Annotated in this window: 10 protein-coding genes and 1 pseudogene; 4 read left to right on the forward strand and 7 right to left on the reverse strand. The window is 70.3% G+C overall.

Annotated features, from left to right (window positions below):
• Positions 1 to 71: 71 nt before the first annotated feature.
• The 3 genes from ACIBJF_RS36495 (at position 72) to ACIBJF_RS36505 (ending at position 2658) form a co-directional block, all read left to right on the forward strand.
• Complete coding sequence (locus tag ACIBJF_RS36495; RefSeq protein ID WP_399180376.1) at positions 72 to 881, forward strand: class I SAM-dependent methyltransferase; 810 nt, start codon at positions 72 to 74, stop codon at positions 879 to 881.
• A 709-nt stretch (positions 882 to 1590) separates the two neighbouring features.
• Positions 1591 to 2136 (forward strand): AAA family ATPase, encoded by a 546-nt coding sequence (locus ACIBJF_RS36500; RefSeq protein WP_399180378.1) that lies wholly within the window; start codon positions 1591 to 1593, stop codon positions 2134 to 2136.
• Positions 2137 to 2145: 9 nt separating this feature from the next.
• A complete protein-coding gene (locus ACIBJF_RS36505) occupies positions 2146 to 2658 on the forward strand; it encodes an NUDIX hydrolase (RefSeq protein ID WP_399180380.1) in 513 nt (170 codons plus the stop codon).
• A 107-nt stretch (positions 2659 to 2765) separates the two neighbouring features.
• Here the strand turns inward: ACIBJF_RS36505 and ACIBJF_RS36510 are convergent, their stop codons facing one another.
• The 7 genes from ACIBJF_RS36510 to ACIBJF_RS36540 are packed head-to-tail and all read right to left on the reverse strand — an operon-like array spanning position 2766 to position 11578.
• Positions 2766 to 3920, reverse strand: a complete 1155-nt coding sequence (locus ACIBJF_RS36510; RefSeq protein ID WP_399180382.1) for a C40 family peptidase — start codon at positions 3918 to 3920, stop codon at positions 2766 to 2768.
• On the reverse strand, positions 3917 to 6688 hold the full coding sequence (locus tag ACIBJF_RS36515; RefSeq protein WP_399180384.1) for a hypothetical protein: 2772 nt from the start codon (positions 6686 to 6688) through the stop codon (positions 3917 to 3919). The genes ACIBJF_RS36510 and ACIBJF_RS36515 overlap by 4 nt, the downstream gene beginning before the upstream one ends.
• Before the next feature lies 1 nt (position 6689).
• On the reverse strand, positions 6690 to 7046 hold the full coding sequence (locus ACIBJF_RS36520) for a hypothetical protein (protein WP_399180385.1): 357 nt from the start codon (positions 7044 to 7046) through the stop codon (positions 6690 to 6692).
• Positions 7043 to 9730, reverse strand: coding sequence for an ATP-binding protein (locus tag ACIBJF_RS36525; protein ID WP_399180387.1), 2688 nt, complete (start codon positions 9728 to 9730; stop codon positions 7043 to 7045). Before ACIBJF_RS36525 ends, ACIBJF_RS36520 begins: the two co-directional genes overlap by 4 nt.
• Positions 9727 to 10311 carry a hypothetical protein gene (locus tag ACIBJF_RS36530; RefSeq protein ID WP_399180389.1) on the reverse strand — a complete coding sequence of 195 codons (585 nt, stop codon included), beginning with the start codon at positions 10309 to 10311 and terminating at the stop codon, positions 9727 to 9729. The genes ACIBJF_RS36525 and ACIBJF_RS36530 overlap by 4 nt, the downstream gene beginning before the upstream one ends.
• Positions 10308 to 10649, reverse strand: coding sequence for a hypothetical protein (locus ACIBJF_RS36535; RefSeq protein ID WP_399180391.1), 342 nt, complete (start codon positions 10647 to 10649; stop codon positions 10308 to 10310). Before ACIBJF_RS36535 ends, ACIBJF_RS36530 begins: the two co-directional genes overlap by 4 nt.
• A complete protein-coding gene (locus ACIBJF_RS36540; RefSeq protein ID WP_399180393.1) occupies positions 10646 to 11578 on the reverse strand; it encodes a conjugal transfer protein in 933 nt (310 codons plus the stop codon). The genes ACIBJF_RS36535 and ACIBJF_RS36540 overlap by 4 nt, the downstream gene beginning before the upstream one ends.
• A 714-nt stretch (positions 11579 to 12292) precedes the next feature.
• Here ACIBJF_RS36540 and ACIBJF_RS36545 point away from each other — a divergent pair.
• Positions 12293 to 12541: pseudogene (locus ACIBJF_RS36545) on the forward strand (hypothetical protein); the annotation flags it as partial.
• Between the last annotated feature and the right edge of the window lie 90 nt (positions 12542 to 12631).

A 12631-nucleotide genomic window follows, 5' to 3' on the forward strand; every position in this document is an offset into this window, starting at 1 on the left:
CTGATCAGAGCGTGGGTTAGGGTCGCGACAACACGTTGATCTTGGCTGAGGTCGGGGAGATGCCGGTGACAATGACGGCGTTCGACAAGAGTGAGCGGCTGATCTGGGCGGGCCAGGGTGCCGCTTATGCCGGAAGCTTCGCCAAGCTGTGCGCCTATCCGGTGCCGCAATTGCTCGATGCCGCCGAGGTAGGACCAGGCGCGCGGTTGCTGGATGTGGGGACTGGGCCAGGGACGGTCGCTGCTGCCGCGTGTGCCCGGGGTGCGACGGTGACGGCCGTGGATGCGGAGCCAACCATGGTTGAGTTGGCTATGCAGGCCGCACCTGCGGCTGACGTGCGCGTGGCCGCTCTTCCAGAGCTTCCCTTCACCGACGGAGAGTTTGACGCCGTCGTGGCCAACTTCGTGCTGAACCATGTGGGCCAGCCCAAAGTGGCCCTGGCTGAGCTGCGTCGTGTCGTGAGGCCCGGCGGCTGGATTGCGTTGACGATATGGGCGGTGCCGCCGGCCTCTGGGCAAACTTTGATCGGCCGCGCGATCCAAGCCGCAGGTGCGGTGCGTCCACCGCATCTGCCCGCAGGGCTGGCTCCTGAGGATGAGTTTCCCCGTGACGAGAGCGGCCTGACTGGGCTGATGGATGCGACAGGGCTGCGCGAGTCGGTGTGCGAGACCTTGCGTTGGGATCACCGCGCGAGCGCCGACGAGTGGTGGAGCGGTCCTGCGAGTGGAGTGGCGTTCGGCGGGCAGCTGGTGCAGAGCCAGACTGCCCGGATCCGCGCCGAGATCAAGCGCCACTTCGATCTATTCAGCTCGGAGTTTGCTGACGAGGACGGTCTACTGACGTTGCCGCATGCGGCCTTGCTCGCGCGTGCGCGTCGCTGATCCAAGGGGCCGTGGATCTTTCTCATCAGGTGTCAGGTCCTTCCTGCGTGGTCTGTGGCGTTGGACTTCGTGGGCCGCTGCGCGGAGTCCACCCGGTGTGAGGGTGTAGTAGGTGCGGCGGCGACCGGGACCGCAGCCGACTGGGGCTCGCGCGAACCAGGACTCTTCGGCTTCGAGTCTGCAGCCGCCATGACCACCGCCCGGTGTACGAAGCCAGAGGGGCCTTGATCACAGCCCCGGCCTGCGACAACAAGAGGCGAAGAGCGGGTACAGAATCCAACACCACCCGCGAGAGCGGCCTTGTCATCGCCCTGTCCAATCGGACAAGCCGCGGACAGAACGATGAGAAAAGGTCAACTCAAATGCGGGCCTACATGGGTGTAGGTTCCGATCTGGTTTGTCGGCCACCGCTGCGATGACCTGCGACCTTGCGTGGTTGTCTCGATGATCTGTCGATGGTTTGTCCAGCCGGGCTGTCGGCTTCTTCGGGCTGGATGCGGGGCTCGGGCGGATCTGCCCGAGGACGCAGGGCTCGCGGGGTGGCTTCGATAACGTGAGGTGGCCCAGTTCGGCAGCGGGATCCGGCCCCATGGCGATATTTCGGGCATGATCTGCAATGGCGTTCGCCCTCATCTAATTCGCGCGGCATGCTGATCCAACGCGCCGGGCTCGATGCGCGGGCCTGGCAACCGGGGCGGGGAGGATCGCGTTGATCATCTGGGTGAACGGTGCGTTCGGCAGCGGGAAGAGCACGCTGGTGGACGAGCTGCGTCCGCGATGGCCCGAGGCCCTGATCTATGACCCGGAGATGGTCGGCTATGTGCTGCGGGAGATCGTGGAGGTGCCGACCGGCGACTTCCAGGACCTTCGACTGTGGCGGCGGCAGGTCGCCGACCTGGCGGTAGGGCTGGTTGAGGAGTACCGCCGTCCGGTTCTGGTCCCCATGACCTTGGTCAACCCCGGCTATGTCGGTGAGATCTTCGGCGCGTTGACGGATGCGGGCATCGACGTCCACCACTTCTTCCTCAAGGTCTCCCGAAAGATTTTGGAGCAGAGGATCGACGGCCGGAGCTTCACCCCGGACAACCCTGAGCAGGACGAGAAGGTTCGGCGCTGGTGCAAGGACAAGATCGCGCCGTGCATGGCCGCGGCCGACACCCTGCCCAGCGACACCGTGATTCTGGACGGCGAGCTGACCCCGCAGGAGTTGGCCGACGTGGTGCTGGCTCGTGTCGGCGCGGCTGCGAGCCGGTAGGACTGGTTCGTGGGTGAACTTGTTGAGCGCGTTGACGAGCGTGACGAGGTTCTGGCTGTTGTGGAGAGGGGGGAGGCGATCCGTCACCGGTGGCTGCATCGCATAGCGACGATCGTGTGCCGCAACAGTGCTGGGCAGTTCCTTGTCCACCGTCGTCCAGACGATGTCGCTCTTTTCCCGGGACAGATCAACTGGATGCTCGGAGGCGCGGTGGACGTGGCCGAGTCGTATGAAGATGCTGCTGCGCGGGAGTTGGTGGAAGAACTTGGTGTTCATGCCCGTCCTCGTTTCCTGTTGAAGTTCTTGTGCGAGGGCGTGATCAGTCCGTATTGGCTCGGTCTGCATCAGGTCATCGTCACGGAACCGGTCCGGCCCGACCCCTCGGAGGTCGCTTGGCATGACTGGCTGACTGAGTCCGAACTGACTGACCTGGTTCGGCATCGGGAGTTCGTTCCGGATGCTCGTGAGGCGTTCGACCGATATCGGGCCCTGCCGGTGCGGCCGGGAGCCATCTGGACGTGACGGTGGCGCAGCACGAGAGCCGGGTCGAAAGGAGAGTGCCGACCGACACATTGACGACAGATCACCTGGACACCGTCATCTCCTTTCGGAACCTACAGGGGTGGTGGTCACAGCAGCCGTGCTCCCCCCGCATAGCCGGACATGGCATTCATCGAGTCCAGGCGCACGACGGTGCCCGGTCGGGGGGCGTTGACCATCTGTCCGCTGCCGACGTAGATCCCGACGTGGTAGATCGTGGAGTCACGGTCCGGGGCGTAGGCGTAGAAGACGAGGTCACCAGGCTTGAGAGCGCTCGTGCCGAGGTTGGCCGGGATCCGCTTTCCGACACTGGCCTGGGCGGCCGCGACACGCGGCAGCCGGATGCCGGCCCTCTCGTACGCGAAGGCGGTCAGGCCCGAGCAGTCGAAGCCCTTGATGCTCGCGCCGCTCTTGCCGCTGGGTGAGCAGCAGACCCCGTACGACGGGCCGCTCGCGGTGCCGCCGCCCCACGAGTAGGGCACGCCCCGCTGGGAGAGCGCCGCCTCGATCACGGTGCGGGCCTTCCCCGAGACATTTTTCAGGCCTGGGTCTTTGGCGGCCGCCGTGTACTGGTCGATCCAGCCGGTCACTTCGGCGACGTATTCGTTGGAGTGGTTGTACTGCAGGATCGCCGTCTTCAGCTGCGAGCGTTGCGTCAGGTCACGGCCGCCTTCGCACAGGTAGACGGCAGCGCTGAGTGCGGCGTCGTCGGCGTTGTGCGGGTCGGCGACATGATCGTCGTTGCCGTCCTTGGCGACGCTTTCCCATGTGGAGGGCAGGAACTGGAAGGGGCCGACTGCTCGCTCACCGGTGGCGGTGCCGTCCCACCTGCCGCCGTCGCTGTCCGGGACCGCGGTGGTGTTGCCACCCTGGCCGGAGCCGCCCAGGAGCACTCCGTAGATCTTTGGGCGTATGTCGCCGTTGGCTGCGATGGTGTGGCCGATGGCGTGGTTGGACTCGACCTTGGCGATTCCGGCGAGGATCGGCCAGCGCATGCCCTGGCACGTCGGCACGTACTTCCCGACCTGCTGGACGGCCTTGTTGTAGGCGCTCAGCATGCGGGCAGGGATGTCCGCGGCGCTGCCGCCCTCAGCGATCCCGCCGTCGTCTTCCTGCGCACCCGTCTTCAACGCGACGTAGGCGCTGATCGCGTTCCCCACTGGTGCGGCGCAGCACACGGCGGCGAACATCAGCAGCGCCACCGCGCAGCCCCACCGCCGGATGCGGCGTCCGGGCGGTCTCACTCCTGCTCACCGTCCTCGTCCCGCCGCCGGACCCGCTCCCGGCGTCGACGTTCGGCGTCGGGAGCGGTGCGCCGCATCAGCTCCTGCATCCGGGCCCGCGCCTCCTCACGCGCCTGGCTACGCGCGCTGCCGCCCCCGGGAAGAACGGGTCGGCCGCGATCGGGCTGAGGCCGTGGCACGGGGCCGCCCTGGCGAGGCAGCGGTGCCTGGGGCGGAGTGCCCGCGGGACCACCCGCCGACGCCGTACGCCCCGCGGGTGCAGGGTCAGGACGGCCCGAAGGTGCGGACGGTGGAGGCGTTGCGGGGCGGGGGGTGGTGGCCGATGTGGCTGTGGTGGGCAGGCGGCGGCCGGCGAACGGGCCGGGTCCGCCGCTGTCGTCGGTGTGCTCGCGCAGGACCCGGGCCGTGTGACGTCCCGTGTCGGTCCAGGCCCGGCCGTCTTCGCGGATGGTGTTGCCCCATACCCGCACCTGCTGGCGGGCGTCCTGGGAGTAGCGCGAGCCCCCCGCCCTGGCCCGGCGGACGCCTGCCGGTAGACCGACGGTCGCTCCGTATGCGGCCCGGCCGCCGCGGTTAAGGATGCGGTACCCGCGGAAGCGGACGAGCCGGTTGTGGGCCCGGGTGGACAGCAGCGTGCGGTCGCTGTTCTGGTCGTGCAGCACCTGGCCGGTGGTGCGGTCGACGACCTGCCCCTGCTCGTCGCGGTACCGGTCGGGCGGGCCTGAGGGCCGGCGCGGCCCTGCGCCGCCTGCACCCCCGTTCCCGCCGCCCGGCGGGCCGCCCGCGCCCGGGCCGCCGTCGGCGGTGGGCTTTTGCCATTTGGCCAACTGCTCCTTGTCCGGCCGCCGTCCGATCAGCAGCCCGTGCGCGCCCTTGGCGCCGACCCGGGCCCCCAGCCCGCCCACGGCCGCGGCCGCGGTCAGCGGGGCCAGACCGCGCCCGGCCTCGGCGGTGGCATCGGCGAGGACACGGCCGGTGTCGACCGGCATGCCCGCGCCGTCGAAGAGGGAGATGAGCGCGCCCATCAGCCGCTGCCGGGTGCCGAGCATCCCGAACCTGCCACCACCCGTGCCGGTGAGGGCGCGCAGCCCTGTGCGGTATCCGCCCGGTACGGCGGGGGAGTTCATGGCGAGCGCGGCGCCGAGCTCGGAGGTGTCGCCGGGCATGTGGGTGCCGCCGACCTTGGCGTAGCGCATCCGCATGGCCATGCGCCGGCCGAAGGAGGTGAGGGATGCAAGGAGCCTGCGGTGCCCGGCTGCGCCGGCGATGGCGAGGACGTCGATGAGCAGGATCCGCTCCACCATCAGGTCGGGCCCGTCGGTGATGGTGGCGTCGATGGCGATCCCGAAGAACGGGATGAACGCGCAGATGGCGACTACGGCCAGTATCGCGATGCCCCACAGGGACAGCCACTTCCACACGCTCTGGCGTGCGGGGCCGGGCAGCATGCCGGCGACGAAGGTGACGCCGCCGGCGGCCGCGGCCGCCACGCAGACGCCCTGGGTGCCGAGCAGCACGATGGCGCTGGAGAGGAGCATGCCGCAGATGAACAGTGCCGCGATGAGCAGTAGGGCGGCGCCGCCGAGGCGCCACCAGGTCGGTTTCTCCGCGTAGGCGGCGCAGGATTTTCCGACCGGCCCGGCTCTCTTCATGTCGGTGAGGAAGGCCGCGAACTGCCGGTCCTCGTCGGTGACGAGCGCGTTGGAGGCGTTCAGCAGGTCGTCGCCCGAGGTCAGGGACGGCAGGGTGTCCGTGTCGGGCAGGCCTTGGTCGCGTTCGCAGTACTTCTTGGCGGCCCCGTGGATCAGACTGCAGGTGTCCTTGGCGTCCTTCCTCTGCTCGCAGGTGTCTCGCATGGGCGGCGCGAGCGTGTCGCAGTTGCTCGTGCCGGCGTCGGCCTGGTACCAGCCGGTGATCCATTTCAGGTGGACGGCGTAGGCCTTGGCGTCGGACGGCTTGGAGGGGTCGAGGATGCGCCCGTACTCCAGCAGCATGTACGGCTTGACGATCAGCGCGTTGGTGATCGAGTCCTGCAGCGGGCGGGCCACCTCCTCGGCGGTGACCGGTGCCTCGTCTTCCTCTTGCAGGCACTTGAGTTCGGCGTTCCCGCTCATCCCTTCGCAGGGATCCTTGGCTGCGATCTTGCCGCCCCAGTGGTAGGAGTTGACGCTCTGCCGGGCGACGGCGGCGGCCACCTGCTGGCCCTGACCGAGCGGACCGTCTGCCGCGAGCAGGTAGTCGGGACGGACGAACGCCGACGCGGCGAACGCCGCGATGAGCAGCGTCAGGAAGATCTCCCCCAGGCCGCGGCCGACACGACCCCGCACGATCATGAAACCGGCGAACACGAACGCCCAGGCCAGCAGCAGGCCCTTCAGCCCCAGCGTGTCGACGACCACTTGGTCGTAGGTGTCGGCGATCTGCTCGGCCGGACGGGTCAGGATCTTCAGCAGCGGAAACCGCAGGGCCATCTCGATGGACCAGCCGGCCAGCCCGACCAGCAGCCGGATCAGCGTGAACAGCCCGGACATGGCGAACGCCAATGCCTGGGACTTGAAAGCGACGATGGAGCCGCCTGAGGCGTCCAGTTCGTAGGAGTTGATCGGCACCCCCTCCAAGGAGGTGATGTTCAGCGGAGCGAGCAGGTCGCCGCTCTCGCTGGTGCTGTCCGCCGCGTACACGACCTGGGTGTTCACCACCACGAAGACACCAGTGAGCAGGACGACGAAGCCGGCCGAGCGGAGCGTGCCGCGATCTGGACGCACCATCTCAATGCCGCCTTTGCCCGGCGCTCTTGCGCCGTCGCCAGACCACGAGGGCGGCCAGGCCCGCGCCGACCGACACGAGCCTGAACGCCGCTGCGGCGGCACTGCGGTGCCCGGTGGAGGCGCAGTGCGTGGCGCCGCGCTCGCAATACACCTTGGCCCGTCCCACGATCACGCCACACGGGTCGTGGTGTGCCGCGTGGGCGTCGGTGGCGAAGGCCCGCCCGGTGTGCGGCCACCAGGCATCCGGCACGCTCATCGACAGGGCCAGGAGAAGCGCGCCGACGGCGACGGCGATCACCGTGAGGATGGTCGCGGCCGCAGCGATGCGCCGGGAGCGGACGGGGGAAGGGGTGGTCATCCAGTGTGCTCCTTCGCACGGGCCTTAACGGCCTCACCGGGAACAGGCATCGAGGGCGGGGCAGCGTTCGGGCGGCGCCCTGGCGTGGTGGTGATGGAGGCGGCGATACGCGCAATGCGAGGGATGACGGCTTTGATGCGGCCGGTGTTCTGCCGGGGGCAGGTGAGCAGGAACTCACCCTCGCGGCCCTTGTGCCCGACCGGGGACAGACCGGTCGTCACCAGTCTCACCAGCTCTTCATCAGTGGAGTCGAGGCCGATGAACTCCAGGCCGCGGCGGGCACGTTCGCGGTCGGCAGTGCGGGCGAGCGCCCGGTAGGCCATCAGCCCGCGGTCGGGGCCGAGTTCTTCGGCGTCGTGGCTGCCGGCCAGGAGCCCGGCGCCGTGTTTGCGGCCGTCGTGGAGGATCTCGTGGACCAGGGCGGTGCCCTCGGCGGAGGAGGTCAGCCAGTACAGCTCGTCCAGGACCACGGCGGTGAACCGCTCGGGGTCCTCGAACGCGGTCTGCCGGGCGATCGCGGCGATCAGGTAGAGCACCGCACGCCCGATCAGCGCTTCCAGCGGCTGCTGGTGCAGTACCTCGGGCTTGTCGAACGCGGCCTTCGGCGGCAGCTTCAGCCCGGTTGTGGTGATCACGATCATGTCGGAGGTACTGGAGGCGTCCAGCCTGACCGGCGGCAGCGCCGGGTCGAACACCATCGCCGCCAGCGGGTTGGTGGCGACGACGCGGATCAGGCCGGCGAGGGTGGCGGCCGCGTCCTTGCGCGTGCCCGCCTCGCTTGCGGCCATCTCCTGGAGGACCTCAAGGACGCGGTGCATGGATGGAGCCGGGCCGGCGGCGGCCTGCTCGACGGCGTGGTGGAGGACTTCGCCGCTGGTGCTCATCGGGCCGATGCCGAGCTGCAGGGTGAGGTAGGACAGGGCGTAGTGGCGGCCCTCGGGCCCGCCGAACATCCGCAGCGGGTCGATGGACACCTCGGCCTGGGCGGCGTCGATGATCTGGACGCGGCCCGTGGCCGCGGTCCGGGCGAACGTGGCCCACTCGCGGACCGGGGTGCGGTCGATGCAGATCGCGCAGCCGCCGCGCGCCCACACCGCCTCCGCGATCAGCTTCTGCAGCACGCTCTTGCCCGCGCCGAGATCCCCGACGATCCCCATCGACGCCGAGGCGTCCTGCTTGGGCGCGTCCGCCACGTTGATCATCACGGGGCGGGTGGTGCCGCAGTCGAGGTCGATGCCGAGGAACATGCCGTTCGGGTCGCCGACCTCGGCAGAAGTGAAGGCCCCGCAAAGCGCCCAGTCCTCGCTGATCTGGTGCTGGGTGAACTCCCGCACCACGCCGGGCCGCACCGTGCCGGGCAGGCCCAGGGTGAACAGGGCCTGTTGCAGGCCAGCCGGGCGCACCGCGCGGTAGTCGGCGCCGGCGAGCAGCGCGGCCAGGGCGCGGGCCCTAGCGTCGCAGACGGCGGCGGTCGGCCCCCACACCGTCAGCACCGTCACCGACTGCACCTCGACCTCCACGGAGGTGCGGGACAGACGCGCGTCCAGCTCGCCCAGGTCGCGGGCGGCCTCGACCAGGGAGGCGGGCATGCCGGTGGGGCGGGCGTCGTACTGGTCGGCCTGATCGATGAGTTCGTTCTTCTTGCGCCGCACCTGATCCCGCGCCTTCTCCGCGGGCACGAGCGTGAGGTCGACGGTGTAGTCGACAGGGAAATCCAGCGTCTCCAGCTGGGCGAACAGATCCGCGGCGTCCTGGCCGACGGCAGGCGGGCACTCGGCCAGCGCCAACTGCGCCTGATACCCGACCCCGGCATCGGTTTCGACCTGCAGCCAGCGCCGCCCGAGCGGCGAGCCGGTGCTCAGCCGCCACCAGGCCGTGCGACCCGACCGCGTGAACCGGCCGGCGCTGCTGAACTCGCCCGTGTCGTCGAGGCCGGGGTCGATACCGCCTTCCTGCAGGCGGACCTGGCCGAGATCGGCGTAGCTGGGGGAGCGCAGCACACCGCCACAGATCTGCCCGCCGTACATCTCGCTGGTCTCGGCCTCGGCCAGCAACGGTTCCGTCAGGCCGCGGTGGAGGGCGTGCTGGATCATCCACACGATCTCCGCCGGGCGGGCAGGGCGGAAGGCGATACCGCCGGCGAGCACGGCCTGAACCCGCAGGGCCTGCTCGCGGTAGGCGGCCACCTCGCGCCACGCCACGGGCGCCGGGCGCATGCCCAGCAGCGGCGTGATCTCGGCCCACACTGCGCCGAGTTGCGCGGAGACCTGCAAGCCGCCTGTCTCGGTCTGCAGGGGCACGACCAGCCACAGGGTGCGGCGGTGCATCTCCTGGCCGTCCAGCAGCTCCAGGGTGGCCTCGACGTTCTCCACCCACGGATGCCGGCCCGCTCCCGGGGCCTGCTCGCCGGGCTCGATGCCCTCGATCATCTTCAGGGCGATCTCACCCGGGTCGACCTGGGCGCACAGGCCGAACAACCTGGGTGCCCCGGACATCGAGCGCACCAAGTGTGTGGTCTTGGCGAGCTGTTCGTCGCGGACCTGGGCGGGCACGTAGGTGCCCTGGACACTCTCCTCACGCTGTCCGTGCGCGTTGGGGCCGGGGTGCAGGCGGTAGACGGCCCACACGCTGCCGTGCGTCGACCACACCAGGTGCCCGGCGATGTGACGGATCGCAACCCTCATCGCGCACCCCCCTGCTTGGCGAGCGCGAGCAGCTGCTGCACACCCGACAACGGACCCAGCGCCACCGCCGCGGGTGCAGCCGGCCGTGGGCGGCGGGGTACGGACGAGCGGCCGGCGGCCGGCCGCGCAAGCGGCGCCCGAGGGGCACCCTGCCCAGCCGCACAGGACGGGGTGGCCTTCGCAGCAGGGCCGCCCGGCGCGGGCAAGCCCTCGATGGTGAAGCCGCCCAGCAGCCATCGGGCAGCGCGGTCACGGGCGGCCCGCCCGCCGATCCGCCCTCCCCTCGGCTGCCAGCCGAGCAGCACCCAGCCCCACGCGGCCTGCATCGGCGCACGGCCGGCGATCTTCGGCCGGCGCACCGCCCAGATCGCCAGCACCCACGCGACGATGGGGACCGGCCCCGTCCACGACCACCAGCTGACGGTCTTGACCAGGAGGAAGCCGCCGCCGACCGCGAGGGCGATCTGCGCGGGGGTGTAGGGGCCGAGGGGGATCTTCCAGTCGGCGACCTTGCCCAGCACCCACGGGTGGCGGCGGGCGGCGGTGTAGAAGCGGCCGACCCGCGCCGCGGCCGCGGTCACAACCACCCTCCTGCGCCCGGCGCGTGGTCACGGGAGGCCGGGAGTTCGGAGTGGACGATGCCGGGGGAGGCGGGTGCGCCCTTGGACGGGTTCTTCACCTCGTCCTCGAACATGTTCGCCAGGCTGTCGCGGGAGTTGTACAGGCCGAGCGCGATCACCATCAGCAGCAGGGCGCCGATGCCCGCCTTGAGGCTGAACTTCTGGATCATGATGGTGACGACGAGGACGAGGAGTCCGGCTTGGAGGCCCTTGGTCGCCCAGTTTTTGAACATGGTGATCCAGCTGTTGCCGAGGTCGTCCAACTGCCCGGCGAGCACCAGGCTGTGCACCGTGTTCACCGCACGCCCCCGTCCTGGACCGTGCCGGACTGAAGGCCTGCGACTTCCCACCGGCTGGAGCGGGCCTTGAGTACGAGCTCGTACGCCAGCGGCCACCGGCCGCCGGCATCCCGGGCCTTAACCCGGGCCAGGACACGCACCCGCGTGCCGTCGGCAGGGACGTGTTCGGCGGCCGCGGTCTGATCGGCGGCCGACACCTGCTGCACCAAGACCGCCGTGTACGGGGCGGGGGAGACCGGCGCCAGCCTCACGCCGGGCGCGAGGTAGCGGCTCACCTCTCCGGCACCGGTCAGGTAGGCGGCGAGGAACTCCCCGACGGCCAAGGACAGATCACCGCCCGGGACGCTCACCCGGTACGGCGACTTCGCCGCCACGGCCCGGGCCGGGCCGGCCACCACGGCGGGCGCACCGGTCACCGTGAACGAGGCGCCATCGCGGGCGGCGACCACCGGCACGGCGTAGTAGCGCAACCGTCCGTCGGCGTACTGCGCAGCCACCGTCACCGACCACGCGCCGTCCGCACGTTGCGCAGTGCGCACCGCGGTCACGGACTCCGGCTTCGACGGCGCACCCGTTGCCGGATCGGGCAGGTCGACGTCCGGGGCCATCGACTGCGCAAGCCGCGCCTGCGCAGTCGTCGCGTCGTCGGCGCGGCTGCGCAGCCACGCGCTGACGAACAGCTGCGCATAGCCGGCCGGGTCAGCGACCGCCGCCGCGGTGCGCACGGCGGTGGACTTACCCGGAGCAGCCGCCTGGACCGTGGTCGGGGTGGAGGCGACGGCGACGGCCAGGGCGACGGGGCCGGCCGCGATGACCGTCCAGACCGCCAGGCGCGAGAGGCGGACGCGGCGCCGCATCGCCTCCAGCCGGGCGCCGGCCGCCATCGGAGCAGCGGCCTCGCTCGGTGAGGCCGGCTTGCCAGGAGACATGGTCAAACCCCCAGGTCAGAACGTGTGATTGCTGACCTTGAGAAAACCCGCCGCCCCCGACCCGACCACCAACCACCAGACCCCGACCACGGTCACGATGCAGACACGAAGCCCGTGGTCGGGGTCATGGTCGGCCCCACCACGACCCCGACCACGGACCGGCGGCGAATCGAAGACAAGACACGTGCGTCCGGCACACGGCCCCTGGGCCGACGGTCGTTACGTGAGCATGTGTCGCGCGGCCGCTGAACCCGCACCCCCTGTTCACCGACGGGTGCCGGCCGGGCTCGCCGGATGCCTGCGCGGTGCGCCACCCGGGCCTGCGCAGCACAAGAGCCAGGACCCCTTCGGGTCAGACTGCGCAGCCGCGGTGCGCAGCACGACTGCGCAGGATCCTTGGCCGGTTACGCAGCCTGATTGCGCATCGCCCGTCCAGCGCTGCGTGCCGGTTGCGCAGTCGGGTTGCGCAACGTGCGCACCGGAGGGTGAAGGAGGGTGTGGTCGGCCCGACCATGAGCCCGACCACGGCAGCCAGACGGCTGCGTTACCCGATCGTGACCGATGGTCGGGGCTGGTGGCCCTCAGCCTGGTCGGGGCCGGCGGATGAGCTGATCGCATGCAACGCACGCACGCCTCCGCATCTGTGCCCACCGGCCGCCTCAGCCTGGTGCGCTGTTGTGGCCATCGCGCGCGGCCTGCGCCCTGGGCAGCGCGATGAGCGGCTTCGGAGCAGGAGTTCGCCGCGGGGTGATGGCGGCGGACCAGTTCACGCAGATCGCCAACGGCTTGTTCCGGGACAGCAGGTTGTCCTTCAAAGCGAAGGGCTTGTTCGGCTTCATCAGCACCCACGCCACGGGCTGGCAGGTGACGGTCGCCGACCTCGCGAGGGCCGGGCCCGACGGGCGGGACGCCGTACGCGGCGCCCTGAGCGAACTGCAAAGGCACGGCTACCTCATCCTTGAAGGCTCCCCTCCCTGAAGGGAGGGGATGCGTCACCCTCCAGGGCTGAGCGGGGATTTACGGCTCAGGCCGCCACCGGAGCCGGCGGCTCGG

The organism is Streptomyces sp. NPDC050743 (assembly GCF_044456925.1).
In the GTDB taxonomy this organism is placed as follows: Bacteria; Actinomycetota; Actinomycetes; order Streptomycetales; family Streptomycetaceae; genus Streptomyces.

What these genes read in the sequence shown, in the direction of transcription:
- ACIBJF_RS36495 (WP_399180376.1), top strand. Translation starts at nt 72, where the DNA reads ATGACGGCGTTCGACAAGAGTGAGCGGCTGATCTGGGCGGGCCAGGGT.
- ACIBJF_RS36515 (WP_399180384.1), bottom strand. Translation starts at nt 6,688, where the DNA reads ATGGTGCGTCCAGATCGCGGCACGCTCCGCTCGGCCGGCTTCGTCGTC.
- ACIBJF_RS36520 (WP_399180385.1), bottom strand. Translation starts at nt 7,046, where the DNA reads ATGACCACCCCTTCCCCCGTCCGCTCCCGGCGCATCGCTGCGGCCGCG.
- ACIBJF_RS36525 (WP_399180387.1), bottom strand. Translation starts at nt 9,730, where the DNA reads ATGAGGGTTGCGATCCGTCACATCGCCGGGCACCTGGTGTGGTCGACG.
- ACIBJF_RS36540 (WP_399180393.1), bottom strand. Translation starts at nt 11,578, where the DNA reads ATGTCTCCTGGCAAGCCGGCCTCACCGAGCGAGGCCGCTGCTCCGATG.